The organism is Streptomyces sp. NPDC026394 (genome assembly GCF_055567735.1).
Window position 1 is genome coordinate 1 of sequence record NZ_JBVHPX010000023.1, and the last position, 13,385, is coordinate 13,385.

12 protein-coding genes are annotated in these 13,385 nt (G+C 70.9%); 4 read left to right on the top strand and 8 right to left on the bottom strand.

Annotated features, from left to right (window positions below; all coding sequences use genetic code 11):
* The first annotated feature begins 1,108 nt into the window (after positions 1–1,108).
* Positions 1,109–1,729 carry a hypothetical protein gene (locus ACZ4QV_RS34500; protein ID WP_467763865.1) on the top strand — a complete coding sequence of 207 codons (621 nt, stop codon included), beginning with the start codon at positions 1,109–1,111 and terminating at the stop codon, positions 1,727–1,729.
* Between the two features lie 64 nt (positions 1,730–1,793).
* Entirely contained in the window at positions 1,794–2,210 is a 417-nt protein-coding gene (locus tag ACZ4QV_RS34505) for a helix-turn-helix domain-containing protein (RefSeq protein ID WP_361883575.1), read from the top strand.
* 848 nt (positions 2,211–3,058) lie between these two features.
* Here ACZ4QV_RS34505 and ACZ4QV_RS34510 read toward each other — a convergent pair.
* The 4 genes from ACZ4QV_RS34510 to ACZ4QV_RS34525 form a co-directional block, all read right to left on the bottom strand.
* Positions 3,059–3,625, bottom strand: a complete 567-nt coding sequence (locus tag ACZ4QV_RS34510; protein WP_467763866.1) for a hypothetical protein — start codon at positions 3,623–3,625, stop codon at positions 3,059–3,061.
* 18 nt (positions 3,626–3,643) lie between these two features.
* A complete protein-coding gene (locus ACZ4QV_RS34515; RefSeq protein ID WP_467763867.1) occupies positions 3,644–3,916 on the bottom strand; it encodes a hypothetical protein in 273 nt (90 codons plus the stop codon).
* Positions 3,916–4,149, bottom strand: coding sequence for a hypothetical protein (locus ACZ4QV_RS34520; protein ID WP_467763868.1), 234 nt, complete (start codon positions 4,147–4,149; stop codon positions 3,916–3,918). The genes ACZ4QV_RS34515 and ACZ4QV_RS34520 overlap by 1 nt, the downstream gene beginning before the upstream one ends.
* A gap of 676 nt (positions 4,150–4,825) precedes the next feature.
* The gene (locus ACZ4QV_RS34525) at positions 4,826–5,047 is read right to left on the bottom strand and encodes a hypothetical protein (protein WP_467763869.1); all 222 of its coding nucleotides are present in this window, start codon (positions 5,045–5,047) and stop codon (positions 4,826–4,828) included.
* On the opposite strand from ACZ4QV_RS34525, the gene ACZ4QV_RS34530 reads away from it, so the two are divergent.
* Positions 5,027–5,299: a hypothetical protein gene (locus ACZ4QV_RS34530; RefSeq protein WP_467763870.1), complete on the top strand. Its 273-nt coding sequence runs from the start codon at positions 5,027–5,029 to the stop codon at positions 5,297–5,299. The two genes, ACZ4QV_RS34525 and ACZ4QV_RS34530, sit on opposite strands and share 21 nt — an antisense overlap.
* 389 nt (positions 5,300–5,688) lie before the next feature.
* Here the strand turns inward: ACZ4QV_RS34530 and tpg (ACZ4QV_RS34535) are convergent, their stop codons facing one another.
* From tpg (ACZ4QV_RS34535) to tap, 3 genes are all read right to left on the bottom strand, one after another.
* Positions 5,689–6,231 (bottom strand): telomere-protecting terminal protein Tpg, encoded by a 543-nt coding sequence (gene tpg, locus ACZ4QV_RS34535; RefSeq protein ID WP_467763976.1) that lies wholly within the window; start codon positions 6,229–6,231, stop codon positions 5,689–5,691.
* A 220-nt stretch (positions 6,232–6,451) separates the two neighbouring features.
* Positions 6,452–7,009: a telomere-protecting terminal protein Tpg gene (gene tpg, locus ACZ4QV_RS34540; RefSeq protein ID WP_361883552.1), complete on the bottom strand. Its 558-nt coding sequence runs from the start codon at positions 7,007–7,009 to the stop codon at positions 6,452–6,454.
* A gap of 12 nt (positions 7,010–7,021) precedes the next feature.
* On the bottom strand, positions 7,022–9,259 hold the full coding sequence (gene tap / locus ACZ4QV_RS34545) for a telomere-associated protein Tap (RefSeq protein WP_467763871.1): 2,238 nt from the start codon (positions 9,257–9,259) through the stop codon (positions 7,022–7,024).
* Between the two features lie 190 nt (positions 9,260–9,449).
* Between tap and ku the strand changes: the two genes are divergently transcribed.
* Positions 9,450–10,433, top strand: a complete 984-nt coding sequence (gene ku, locus ACZ4QV_RS34550; RefSeq protein ID WP_467763872.1) for a non-homologous end joining protein Ku — start codon at positions 9,450–9,452, stop codon at positions 10,431–10,433.
* 168 nt (positions 10,434–10,601) lie between these two features.
* Here the strand turns inward: ku and ACZ4QV_RS34555 are convergent, their stop codons facing one another.
* Entirely contained in the window at positions 10,602–13,313 is a 2,712-nt protein-coding gene (locus ACZ4QV_RS34555) for an ATP/GTP-binding protein (protein ID WP_467763873.1), read from the bottom strand.
* Between the last annotated feature and the right edge of the window lie 72 nt (positions 13,314–13,385).

Below are 13,385 nucleotides of genomic sequence, written 5' to 3' on the forward strand. Positions count from 1 at the left end.
CCCGCGGAGCGGGTACCACATCGCTGCGCGATGTGCAAGCGAAGGCACCCGCTCCGCGGGTGCCGAGCGGTCGCCGTGCTCCCGCTGCCCGTGCGGAGCACGGGCTGATCCCCTGCGCTGCGCTTCGGGGATCGGTGGGGCCGGCCGCTGCGCGGCCCGATTGATCGAGTGTGCCTGGTGCGGCTTGTGTGGGGCCTCCCGTGGGGGTGTTGCGGAGTGCTGTGTACTCCGGGGCGGGTCCGCTGCGCTCCCCCGCCCTGACGGTCGGTCCGTTACGGCTGCGCCTTCACTACCCGAAGACCCGCTCCGCGGGTCCGGCTGGCTGTGAGGGGTGGGGGTCGCTCGTTCGGGTCGGGTTTCAGTATAGCGCGTGCATCAGGCTGATGCAGAATGTAGCGTTGGCGAAAACACGGGACACCCCCGGAGCCGCCGGGCAGGGCACGCAATTTGATGAGCGGTTAGCGCCGGCATTTCGCTTCCCCACTCAGGCGAGGAATTACGACTTGGGACGCTTCGAACCTCAGCCACAAAACAGTACCCCGGATATCGGAAATCCGGAGTTCCGGCATACGGAGGTACCGGAGCCGAACGGCCCCCTGGGCCGGGCGGCGGAACCGCCCACCGGCACCGGCCACGCCTCCGTGCTTTTGAGCGTCACGGTCGGTACCACCCGAGACGCAGAGCCGCTGCTGCTGTCCACGACCCGCACTTGGGCATGGTGCCGCACGCGAAGCGAGCTCAACCACATTGGCCGGCGCCCACGATCCGGTGGTTGCCGACGACGACACGCCCGCCGCTGCCAGCCGTTTGCCCCGTACGCAGCGTGGCGTGTCGAACGAGGTTCGCGTGGTGGTTGAGCTCTAGTGACACATAAGAGCGTTCCGTGCCGAAACGGGCCCTGACCTGCGGCGATGTGAAAGCGTTTGTTCTGGGTTTCCAGAACAAACGCGTCCCGGGCGTTCTGGAAACCCAGAACAAACACCCCCCGTAGCTGACGTACCGTCAGGTGACTGTGAGCCACCGTTTGTTCTGCCCCTCCAGAACAAGCCGGTTTACCTAGTGCTACCGTGCTTCCTGAAACATTGATCATCTCTGGAGGACTGTGCTGATGGAACAGCTGCCGATCGTCCGCCCCGGCGAGCGCGTGGTCGCGCGGTCGGACGGCAAGGGCGGCTTGATCCTGGGCGTGGAGAAGATCCAGGGCCGCGAGTTCGCCGCGAGCGCGGAGGTCAGCGGCTACGTGCTGGATGCCCGGCTGCTGCTGAACGTGCTCGGCAGCCTGAAGATGCCCGGGAGCTGGTTTCAGGTGTGGTGCCAGCTCATGGCGCTGCAGAGTGCCAACCGGGCCGACGACAAGGAGCGCGCGGCGCCCCGCGGCTTCGTGAAGACCAACCAGCGCGCCCTCCAGGCCCGGTGCAACCTCTCGGCGGCCTCCGTGAACGAGGCCAGCCAGTTCTTCGCGCACATCGGCTGGATGCGCACCGCCAAGCGCGGCATCCTCCAGCTGAACCCGTGGCTCACGGTGGCCGGCACCTCCGGCGAGCAGGAGAAGTGGCAGAAGCTCTGGAACGACGCCAAGGGCCCGGCCTGCATCATCCCGCACCCCGACTACCCCACCGAGTGGCGCCGGGCGCGGGAGGCGGAGAAGAAGGCCGCGGAGGCCGCCCGCCGCAAGGAGAAGGTCGTCACGCTGCGGCAGCGGCGGCCCGTACGCAAGGCGAGCGCATGACCTCGCGCTCGCGCGGCATATCCTCTTTACAGCGTCTCGACCTGATCGGAAGTGGTGAGGCTCCGTGAGCAGCTCTTACGTCCCCAGCCCTCCCACAGAGGCCCCCGTCACGATCTCCCGTGACGTGCTGCGCCTCCTGGCCCTGGTCGACGTCTCCACCGCCGGCCGCCGCGTCCTGGACCAGTTGCTGTACCTCAGCGACCCGGAGACCGGCACTGCCTCGATCAGTCAGAACGAGATGGCACGCGAACTGGGCGCGAGCAAGCCGACCGTGAACCGCGGCTTCAAGGAGCTGCGCGAGTGCGGACTCGCCTGGGCCCTGGAAGACGGCTTGTACCAGCTCCACCCGCTGCTGACCGGCGGCGCGGTCTCCTCCCCCATGGCCGTGCCCGAGATCAAGGCCGCAGACCCCGAGAGCTTCACCGAGCAACGACGGGCCCGGTTCGCCGCGCAGCTGGCCAACCTCGCCGCTGCCGGCTGAACTTCCGCCAGCCCGCCCACCGAGATCCTGGCCCCCATGGCGCTGCACCCCTGGTGCAGCGCCTTCTTCGTGCACCTGCCGGTAGCACTAGGTAAACCGGCTTGTTCTGGGGGAGCAGAACAACGCGACGTGCTCCGGAGGCGTCGTGCTGCTGTGCAAGCAGCGAGGGGTGGTAGCACCAGGTGAACCGGCTTGTTCTGGAGCAGCAGAACAAACGCGGCGGCCCGCTCGGGGCGCCGTATGCAGCATCCGTGCATATATCTCGCGTGGAACAGCGCAGATCTGCGCTGTTATGCAGCAGCTCGAGGCTCCTGCCGTTGCCGGAGCAGCAGACGCCGGCTGCAAGCAGCACCTCCTCGGGCAGCCAGCAGCTGCTGCACGACGGAGCAGTAGGTGGCCTTGCACCCTTCACCACCAGGTGCAGCAGCCGGTGCAGCAATGGTTGCTGCACCCGCAGGCCGGGCGGCACAGCAGGCGTGAGCCGAGCTCGGGCCGGGAACAGCGGGAGGTGGCCATGCGCGGTCTGCCGTGGTGGCCTCTCCAATCGGCGACGCCGCACGAGCGGCAAAGGGGCTGTACGCCACTGTGGGCGCCTGTGGGGACCTTGATCGCAGTTCGGGGCCCGGGTGGCGTCAGAGCGCCGCAGGCGGCCACACAGGGCCGAGAAGGAACATGTGCGCCGTGCGGGCGGGAACGAACAGCGCGGTACAGGTGGCGGCGGGTGGCGTGCGCCCGCGCGGCGAGCTTCGCTCTCAGGGGGAGATCTCTAACCCGTAGGTAGGTACTACCTGTACTACCTACCAATGGGGTGCAAGGCCATCTGCGGAACCGTCCACGCGCTCCACTGGTCACGGCCCCCGGAGCCATGGGCGGTGCAAGGCGGGTGTCGAGTGAGGCCATAGGCTCTGGGCGAGGATCTCGCAGTACCCGAGGGCGGTCGCCGCCACCCCGAGATCACCTTCGGCTGCGGATCGCCGTGCCACGCCCATGACCGCCAGCATGTTCTGCAGCGGACTGTCCTCGTCGGCGGCCTCAGCCGCTTCAGCCCGGGCGAGCAGCACGCAGTCGGCCTGGTCCAGGACGTCAGACCACGCGGCGCCATATGCTGCCGGGTCGACGCCGGTCAGCGGTGTCAGCCATAGGTCGGCGTGCGACTGGAGCCGTTCCTCGGGTGAGCGGTAGTCGAGCACGGTGCCGCACGGCATCGCGCTGGCATCCGGGTGGTCCTCAGTGCCGGGCCACCCGTCCAGATCCACGGTGTGCACCGGGCACAGGAACGCGAGCCAGGCCCCGCCCGTCCCGGCGTTTTGCGCTGGGCCTTCGCGGAGCACAGTGGCCTTGAACGGGCACTCCACCATGGTGCGGAGCCCTCCGAGATCGCGATGCCCGGAGAGCTTCTGGGCGATCGACGACACAGCCGGCTCCTTCGCGGGTCAGACCTCGAGGTATGCGACGACGACCACCGTGCGAAGCGCCGTGATCCAGTACAAGAGGCGTACGCGCTCGACTTCGTCGGCGTACTCGCGCAGCTGGGGGCCGGCGGTGTCGCCGGGGATCGGTTCGCCGATGTCGGGGTCGACGGAGATGACGACCAGGGCGCGGTCCAGGGCGTGGATCTCCGTCTCGCTGGTGATGTTCTCCAGCTGCTTGGCGGCAGATTCGGAGAACGCGATCCGGGCGCGGCGTGGACCGTGCTGTGAGGCCATCAGGCGACGGCCGGGCGCTGGCGAGCGAGGCGGGCGAGGTGGGCCTCGCGCAGCTCCTCCCACGGCGTGCAGTTCTCCACCGAGGGCAGGCCGTTGGTAGCGATGTCCTCCAGCACGGCGGCGAACCGGTCGGCATCGGCGCGGGTCTTGGCCGCGTACGCGCGGACCGCGGCGGCAGCGGCGGGTTCCAGTTGCTGCCGGGAGGTGACGGCGGGAGCCGGCTGATCGCTCATCGGGGCCTCCAGGGCGCGAACGGGCGTGTGTCACCACGGTATCGGCCGCGCGGCGGCCGTGGGGCCGCTCCGCTCACCCAGGTCCGGGGCTGGCGGCCGCGGCTCCTTCCACCTTGAGGCACCAGGGCTTGCCGGCGCACTGCCCTCCGGGTCCGGGGCACAGGTGCAATCCGGGTCGCGCTCCGTCACCTACACGATGCGGTAGAGCTCTGGATCGCCGTTGGTCAGCCTTCCGTGGTAACCAGCCGAGGCGTGGTACCACGGGACAACCCGAATCGGCTTGCCGCTGCGCACTGTAGTCGGTTCGGGAGGGGTGTCACGTTGATCGGCGCGAGGCCCGAAGCCGGGGGTTCAGGCCCGTGATTCCGGGCCGAACGGAGAGCGTGACACCTCAGCGTGACAGCCGGATCGGGGGCGCGTGACACCCCAGGCGTGACAGTCACTCTTAGTGATCACGGGTATGGCTGTCCCCCAGCTACCTCCCAGCTCACTAGCCACCCCTCAGGAACATGCCTGCCTGGGCAAACAGTCCCCCAACCCCCCAGGCATCACAGTCATTCCAGGCATTTCAGGCCCCAATCCCCCAGTCCTCACAGGTCCGTCCCCCAGGTACTGGGGGGGCAGGGGACAGCGGAGCGTGACCGGAGGTGTCGGAGCAGGCCGTGCAAATGCTGCGCTACGACCGGGCGCGGGCGAGGAACGCGGCCAGGGCGCCGGTGGCTTCGGGGACGGTGGTGGCGAGCCGGGCCGCGAACGCCAGCTGGTCGGCGTCGGTGCCGGGGACCAGGCGGGCGAGTTCGGCGAGCAGCGCGGCGTGGGCGAGGACCGGCTGAGGCAGAAGGCCGGCGGCGGCTTCGCGGGCGGCCGGGGCGCGGTAGTGCCCGAGGCGCGCGGCCAAGGCGCGGGCGAGCCAGGCGTCGACATCGGCCTGGACGTACCCGCCGGCTCGCCGGGTGAGCTCCGCGCGTACGGCTTCGTCCCCGTCGCGGGGCTGGGCCTGCTCCAGAGTGCCGACCTGCGCAGCGCCTGGAGCTCGTCGGCGCGGGCCGCGATCCGGGCGGCTTCGCGCAGCTCGGCTTCCCGGGCGGCGGCGGCCGCGGCGTCGGCGGCGAGCTCGGCCTGGACGACATCGTCGGTGTCCGGGTCGTAGACCGTGCCCGGGACGGCGGCGAGCAGTTGGTCGATGCGTTCCCACTCCGCCCGCTCCGCGCGGCCGCGGACGTCGTCGGCCAGGTCCTCGTGCCACGAGTCCTGCCGGGCGTCGAACAGGGCGTCCTCGAGGGCCGCCGCGACGGCGCCGGCGTCCATGCCCTTCGCCCGGCGCCGTACGACACGGCGGCCGATGCGGGCGGGGTCGACCGGCTCGCGGGGCGCGGCGACGTGCGGGGCGTACGGACTCCGTGCGGTGCGCCGGGGCGGCCAGGGCGTGGTCATCTTCGGCCTCGTATTCGTGGTGCGGATTCGGGAGCTGGCCACCGCCAGAGTGCTGGACGGCGGCCCGCTGAATTCGGTTTATAGCAGGCTCTGGTTTCGGCCGGGTCAGAACCGGAATTCTATTGATTTCACGTCCGTGAAATCTGCTCGCAGGCCAGCGGCGCGGGTGCCCCATTCCGTGAAATAGGACTCGGTGATGGCCTTCGCGACGATCGGATGCAGGTCCTCCTCCGTCGCACCGGCCTCCTGGAGCTGGAGGATCTGAGCGGCGTAGGTGGGGGAGATCGCCGTGGTGATGGTGCGCTCGCGACCGTCGTCCGAGCTGCCCTTGCAGGTGAATCCGAAGTGCGCCGTCACGTCCACCATCATGCCGCCGGAGGTGGCTGCCTGCTCACGTGCCTGTGCTCTGACCTGCGGTTGCCACGCTGATTCGGTCTCCTCCACCAGTGCGGCCTGGAGGCGCTTCTGGGGTGTGGTCAGCGTCCCCGCCCGGTAGCGCTCCACCGTCCGGCGCGAGACGCCCAGGCGCTCCGCCAGGGCCTTGGTCGACCCCTTCACCCGCGTGAGAAGGAATTTCACCTGAGCCTTTGCCGATTTCGGTGCGGGCCGGGTGAAGACCTTGCGCTCCGCCCGTACGAGGGCGTCCAGGGCCTTGCCGCGCCCCCTGCGACGGGGTGACGTGACAGACCGCTACGGCTTGAGTGATGGCTCGCTGTGAGCAAGCCCGGTACCACGCCGGGCGCGGGGTGACCGGCGCGTCGCGAGGTCGTTGAGCACGACATCGCGTGCAGGAACGACCACCCCGCGGAAACGTGAGCGGGCCCGGACCGAGTCGGTCCGGGCCCGCTCGCTGTTCGGGTCGCGGCTTCTACAGCTCGAAGTCCAGGTGGATCACGTCGTTGATCTGCACGTCCTGCAGGGAGCCGGCGCGGCTGCCGCCGTCTTGGAAGTAGACCTCCTTGAGGGCTTCGGCGGTCAGCTCGCGCAGCCGGTCGTCGCCGGCGCCCTGCTGCTGGGCGTCGAAGAGACGCGCGGCGTGCCGGGGCGGGAGGGCGACGGTCAGGTGGCGGATGCGGTCCTGGTCCGTCGTTCCGATGGGCGCGGTGTAGCCGAGGCGGGCGTGGACGTCGACGACGATGCCGTCGGTCGTCGCCGCCTTCTGCCGGGCCTTGGCCCTAATCTGCGGCTGCCACCGGGCCTTCGTCTCGCGCTCCAGGCGCGCGGCCAGGTCCGCTCGCGGCTTTTTGATCTGGTCCTTGACGTACCGCTCGACGGTGCGCTGGGAGATCCGCAGCAGCTGGGCGACCGCCTTGGTGCCCTTCAGCTGCTTGACCAGGTACCGCATCTGCGCGCCCGCACTCTTGGGCGCCGGACGCGTGAACGCCTTGTGCACCGCGGCGTCCAGGCCGTCCCCGAACCTGCTCATCGTGGCCCTCTCCTACTCTCCATGGTCGACGTCGGTGACGGTGCCGTCCTTGATGTACCGGGCCAAGTTGAGCTCCGGCGCGTCGAACCGGTCCCGGACCTCCTCGCCCCACAGGACGGTCTGGGTGCCCTCGTGCTTGACCAGGCCGGGGTTGATGCCGAGCTTGAAGCCGCCGGGCAGCGGCTTGCCCTCCCGGTAGGGCAGGAAGTCCAGCGGGCTGTCGCCGTCGACCGCGTAGACGACGCAGTCGTGGTTGACGGCGACCGGGTACTGGCCGGTGAATGCCGCGTGCTTGACGATCTTGCGGTGCAGGTTGATCCGGGTGCGGGAGATGACCGCCGCGCGGATATCGGGCCGCCAGGTCGGGCGGGACAGGGCGCGCCACGGCTCGCCGGGCCGCCAGCCCTCGCCCCGGGGCCGTTCGCGGAGCTTGCCGATGCCGCCCTTGACCGTTGCCTTGATCGCGGAGACGAGGATCGCCAGCTGCGGGTCGCGGTCCTTGTAGCCGTCCATCGCCGCGAGGAAGTCGGCCGGCGCCAGGTCGGCGTCGACGCCGAGGTCGGCCATCGTGGCGAGGTAGGCGTCGCGCAGGCGGGTGTACCAGCCGTCCAGGTAGCGGCCGTTCTCATACCGCACCCACGCCTCCAGCGGGCGTACCTCGTAGCCGAGCTCCACCGCGTACGCCACGGTCGGCGTCGCGTACCAGGCCGGTCCCTCGGGCCGCCCACCCTTCGGCGTGAACGGGCTCGGCAGCAGGCCGCCGTCCAGCTCCACCCACTCCTTGCCGGCCTTCACGCGGGACAGGTCGATGTGGGAGAGGTCGACCAGCCACGAGCCGGGCAGCTTGGGGTCGAACGCCGGAGCCTTGACGTGCGTGGGCGCGCCCAGGCCGACGGTCAAGCCGTTCGCGCCGGCGCCGAAGGCGAGGTTCACATCCAGGCCGATCAGATGGCGCAGGGTGCACTCGGCATCCGTCAGCGGTCGCGCCCAGTCGAACGACTCCTCGAACAGCTTCTCGTCCGGGCCGCGCACGTGGAAGCGCGGCAGGTCCTTGAGGACCGGGTGCCCGTCGGGGACCTCGCACGGTGGCCAGTTCATCGGGTCGATCGGGTCCTTGCCCAGCGAGCCGGGGTTGTGCTCCGAGGTGCGCTTGCCATGTTCATCCGGCGCGGTGGCGCGGGTCGGCGGGTGCAGCGCGGTCATCAACTCCAGGCCGGTCACGGCCGTCGAGCCGCGCGGCGTCATCACCCTTGAGGCGTACACGCCCAGGACGCGGGCGAGTTCGGCTGGCGGGAGCTGCCCGGCCGGGCCCCAGTGGCGGGTGTCCAGCGCGTTCCACGACGGGATGCACAGCTGCACGCAGGTCCGCTCCGAGCCGGTCGCGGGGCGGTAGATCCGCGCCCAAGGCCCGAATCCGCGCTTGGTCAGCTGCCACTGCGCGCGGGTCAGCTGCTTGATGACCTTGTGGCCCTCCGGAATCCGCCCGGCGACCCGGTCTTGCTCCGTGAGGGTGGCCGGGAGGCCGTAGCGCTCCAGCGCGGCCTCGGTGAGCACGAGCAGCGGGTCGGCGTCCTTGCCGGGGCCGGAGAGCTTCGGCTGCCCGAGCGTGGCCTCCTTGAGCGTCCAGTCCACCAGGGACGGCAGGGACTTGGCGGGCACGTCCAGGACCAGGCCGCCGGTGCAGTACGCCAGCACCTGTCCGTCCTGGACGTCGATGACGGCCAGCGGACCGTTCTCGAACCGCGGGTCGACGGAGCCCGCCGGGTTTCCGGCCGGGGCCGCCTTCCGCGCGCCCGGACGGCGCGACGTCGACGCTGGTCTGGTGGTGCGTGCCGGACGCGGCGCGGCCGCCGGAGCGGAGGTGACGGGAGTAGGGGCCTGGGTGTTCTCGTGATCAGTTACGGCCGCAGCCTCGGGCGCCGGGGCTGCGGACAGAGTCCCGGCTTCCGCCGGCTCGGATGTGCCGGTGAACGTGGCGGGGACCGGGGCGGTCCGCTCCTGCGGTGCGGGGTAGAGCTCCGCCAGCTGCTTGAGCAGCCGCGCGTACGCCTCGCGTTCCGGGCCGCGCGGCTCGGTCGGCTTCTTCGTCGACTCCCAGGCGGACACCGTGGCGCGGCGCACCTTCAGCGCGGCGGCGACTTCGTCCAGCGTCAGGCCGTGCGCCTGACGCAGCCGCTTGCGTTCCTCCGCCGACGGCAGCGGGGAGCGGGATGCGACCAGCGCGTCGACCGCATCAAACAACTCGGACATGGAACACCTCCTGGCCCACACTCTATCCCACAAACCGCACGCATGGCGCCCTTTTACCGTACGAACCGCGTACAAATTGCGTACGGGCCCTGTTTTGAGGACATTGGTGAGCAGGAGTCGTGAGCTGGCTGAAGTGCCCCCACGTCAGTCCCGTCTTACGCTGAAAAGCCCAGGAAAGGGCAGGTCAGCTATGCCGCACTCGCTCTGGCAGGGGGCTCTGAGCTTCGGGCTGGTCACCGTGCCGATTTCCCTGCACGCCGCCACCGACAGCGGACCGTCCGTCTCCTTCGTGCGCGTGCACAAGGCCGACGGCGGGCGCGTACGCAGCCGGCCCGAGTGCTCTCTGGAGGAGACCGAGGTGCCGACCGATGAAATCGGCCGCGGCTATGCGACCGGCGAGCGCGTCGTCCCGCTCACCGACGACGACCTGGCCCAGCTTCCGCTGCCGACCGCCAAGACCCTCACGATCCTCGCCTTCGTGCCAGCCGGCGACATCGACCCGCTGCAGGTCGAGCGAGGGTACTACGTCGCGCCCAACGGGCCTGCCGCCAACAAACCGTACGTCCTGCTGCGCGACGCTATGGAGGACCACGGCTCGGTCGCCATCGGCAAGATCGCCCTGCGCAGCAAGGAGACCCTGGCGCTGGTGCGGCCGATGGGGGATGTGCTGGTGCTGCACTCGCTGCGCTGGCCCGACCAGATCCGCACCCCCGCCGGCGTGGTCCCCGACCGGCCGGTCGACATCAGCGAGGACGAACTCGCCGCAGCCGAGGAGCTGATGGCCAGCTACGGCCCACTGGACGAGGAGGACCTGCGCGACCACTACCGCGAGCAGGTCGAGGAGATCGTGACGGCCAAACTGGAGAACCGCGACATCGAAGCCCCCGGCAAGGCTCCCCAGCCGCGCGGACAGGTCCTGGACCTGATGGCCGCCCTGGAGGACAGCGTCCGCGCCGCCAGGAGCGCCCGCGGGGAAGACGCCGGCGGTACGCAGGCGTCGGTGACGCCGCTGCGAGCCATCGAGGACAAGGTCACCGGAACCGCCAAACGCTCCTCCGCGCGCAAGAGCGCCCGTACGCCGAAGGAAACAGGCGGCAAGAAGACCACCGCCAAGGCACCGGCGAAGAAGGCCGCGGCGAGGAAGAAGGCGTCCGGCGGCCGCCGGGCGGGCTGACTGCGGCACCGGGACCGTCGATCCACCAGACCGCTTCAGCGGCAGGGCCACGCGCGCCGGCTACACGGGCCCTGGCCGGCTGCACGGTGGCTCAGAAAGAGGGCAGGCGGTTCTCGAGGAGGCGGTACGGCTCGCGACACTTCCCAAGGACCGTGAGCCGGACGCCCCCTACGCCGAGGGTTGTGGCGGTCGACGATGTGCAGACGCTGTCCGCCACAGCTGGCGGGCGGTGACCAGGGCGCGCCAGCGGGCACGGACGGCGATTTCGCTGTCGAGCCACTGGACGGCAGGGCCCGTGGGCTGGGGCAGGTCGCCCATGGCGGCGGCGATGTTGACGTAGTAGGCGAAGTCGCCGTTGGCGGTGGCTTCGCGGAGCCGGTCGAGGGTGGCGGCCAAGTGGTCGTGGGCGTCGCGTACGGCGTGGTGGAAGGCGAGGGCGGTCTCCAGCAGCGGGATGATCCAGGGCAGGCCGGCGGTGGTGGCCTCAGTGCGCAGCACGGTGGCGCGGTCGGTGACGTCGCGGTCGGTGCCGGCGTCGCGTACGAGGGCAGCGACCTGCGCGTACAGGACGGTGGCGCGCTGGTCGAGCTGGTCGAGGAGCTGGTGGGCGAGGGCGAGCTCGTCGTCGGCGCGTACCGGGTCGGTGAAGGCGGTGACCAGGGCGAGGAGGGTCTGGGCGATGGCCCGCTCGCCCGGGGCGTTGTGCTCTTCGGCTTCGGTGCGGGCGGCTTCGAAGGCGGCGGCGGCGCGGTCGATGTCGCCGTGGGGGAAGTGGATGTGGGCCAGGACGCGGTGGTGGCGGCCTTCCCAGCCCAGGGAGGGGATGGCGGCCAGGGCGGTGGGGAAGTCGCCGCGGATGCGTGCGAGGTTGGCCATGCCGCGGCGGGCGCGCGGGGCGAGCCGGCCGCCGGCGTCGGCGACGTGGCGCATGCCGGTCAGGGCGTCGTCGGTGCGGCCGAGGTCCTTGTGCGCCTTGGCCCGGTAGTACAGGGCCAGCTCGGTGAGTTCGCCGGGCAGCAGACCGGTGTCCAGGACGGCGGTCAAACGCTCGGCGGTGCGTTCCCGATGCTCGTGCTGGCGGCGCGCGATGGCGGTGAGCACCTCGGCCAGCGCGTCGGCGGGGGTGTCCACCGGGGCCTCGCCGACGGCGGGGGCAGTGGGTGGGGCGAGAGGCTCCCAGACGGAGTCGTCGGTGTAGGCGAAGGCGGCGTCGGTGAGCCAGGCCAGGTCGTCCAGGCGGTGGTCGCGGGCCAGGCGCAGCCCCTGGCGCAGGCAGGCGACCAGCAGGGTCCGGCCGGGCAGGCGGGTATGGGCGTCTCGCCACTGCCGGCCGACCGCGTCCAGGGCGCGGTCGGCGGCCCGGTGCCAGTCGGCCGGGGTCCAGCCGTCTTCGGTGTGGGTGTCGGTGGCGCGCAGCGCGGTGCGGATGGCGCCGTGCAGGTGGTAGGGCCAGATCGCGTACGGGTCTTCGGTGACCATGGGGCGTTCGGTCAGCCGGCGGGCCGCGGCCTGGTGGGCCAGGCCCGCGGCGCGGGTGGCCAGGTCCAGGTCGAAGGCGTCCAGCAGGCTGGCGCTGCGCAGGACGTGGCGCTCGTCGCCGGTGAGGTCGGACAGGGTGCGGGCGATCAGGGCGGGGAAGGTGTGGTTGAAGTCGCCGGGGGTGGGGGTGCGGCCGGTGCGGCGGATCTCCAGGAAGCGGGCGACGGCCAGGTCCAGGTGCAGCGGCAGACCGTGTGAGCGCTGGGTGACGACGGTCCGGATGCCGGGGCCGATCAGCGGCTGGCCGTCGTCGTGGGTGAGGCGCCCGGCGAGGTAGGTGTCGCAGTCCTGCGGCGAGAAATCACCGATCAGGTGCTGGCGGGCGCCGCCAGCACCTGCCGCCCCGGCGGCCAGCCCGTTGTGGGGCGAAAGGCCCGGCCAGGCGTGGGGTCCGGTGTAGTCGAGCTGGCCCTGGAGGGCCTCGTCGGCCCACCGCAGGCGGTTGCGGCCGCTGATGATGAACAGGCAGTTCGGCATAAGCCACACCAGGCGCTGCAGCAGCCGCTCGGTGTCGCGGTGGCGGTCCTCGGTGTCCTCAAAGGTGTCGAGCAGGATGACCGGCACCACCTGCTTCTTCGCGGGCAGGCGGCTGATCTCCCACGCCAGCAGGTGCGGGTAGAAGGAGAGGGCCTCCAGGTCAGGATCGGCCTCCAGCAGCGCCTCGGTACGGGCGCAGCCGGCCAACGCCCGTGCCCGGTCCCGGCGCTCGCGCAGAGCTTTGACGAGCGCGGTGGTGACCTGCCCGGCCGCCGACCCGACCAGGCCGGGTAACTGCAGGGCGCCAATGGCCTCGCTGACCGCGGCCTGCATCTGCTGCGGCAGCAACTGCCCGAACCGCCCGGCCAGGCCGGTGCGCCGTACGTACTCCTCCAGCGGCTCGCCGGGGTGCTGGGCGTCCCAGTAGCGGCGCAGCGCCAGGTCGAAGCTGGGCAGCGGCCGGCCGACGGCGGCGGCCAGAGCGATCCGGACGGTCAGGACGACATTTTCGAAGACCGACCCGGTCGCGGTCCGGCTGCGCGCGAGGTCGATCCGGATGGGCAGGATCTTCTCCCCCGCCCATGCCGGGGCGCCCCACTGCTGGGGGCGTTGCTCGGCTTCGGTGAGGGAGGCTTCGAGCTTGCGCAGTAGGGTGGACTTGCCGATGCCGCCCACCCCAAAGAACGTGATCACGTTGTTGCGGGGTGCTTCGAGGTCCTCGACGTCGAAGGCCGGGGCGGCGATGTGGCGCAGGTGCTCCTCGACGGCGGTGGCCGCCACGGTCCACTGGGCCTGGCGGTTGGTGAACGCCTCACGCTCCCCCACGGGGTCGTTCGAGCTGAACAGCGCACGAAGGTCAGCCATGAGCGTGTCGTATCCCCCACCAGAAGTGATCACCTGCAGGGCCAATCTATGCCGCGGACCGTACGCGGCGGC

Bases quoted from the DNA above. Each gene is read 5' to 3' on its own strand.
- ACZ4QV_RS34500 (WP_467763865.1), top strand. From the start codon at position 1,109: ATGGAACAGCTGCCGATCGTCCGCCCCGGCGAGCGCGTGGTCGCGCGG.
- ACZ4QV_RS34515 (WP_467763867.1), bottom strand. From the start codon at position 3,916: ATGGCCTCACAGCACGGTCCACGCCGCGCCCGGATCGCGTTCTCCGAA.
- ACZ4QV_RS34520 (WP_467763868.1), bottom strand. From the start codon at position 4,149: ATGAGCGATCAGCCGGCTCCCGCCGTCACCTCCCGGCAGCAACTGGAA.
- tpg (WP_361883552.1), bottom strand. From the start codon at position 7,009: ATGAGCAGGTTCGGGGACGGCCTGGACGCCGCGGTGCACAAGGCGTTC.
- tap (WP_467763871.1), bottom strand. From the start codon at position 9,259: ATGTCCGAGTTGTTTGATGCGGTCGACGCGCTGGTCGCATCCCGCTCC.
- ku (WP_467763872.1), top strand. From the start codon at position 9,450: ATGCCGCACTCGCTCTGGCAGGGGGCTCTGAGCTTCGGGCTGGTCACC.
- ACZ4QV_RS34555 (WP_467763873.1), bottom strand. From the start codon at position 13,313: ATGGCTGACCTTCGTGCGCTGTTCAGCTCGAACGACCCCGTGGGGGAG.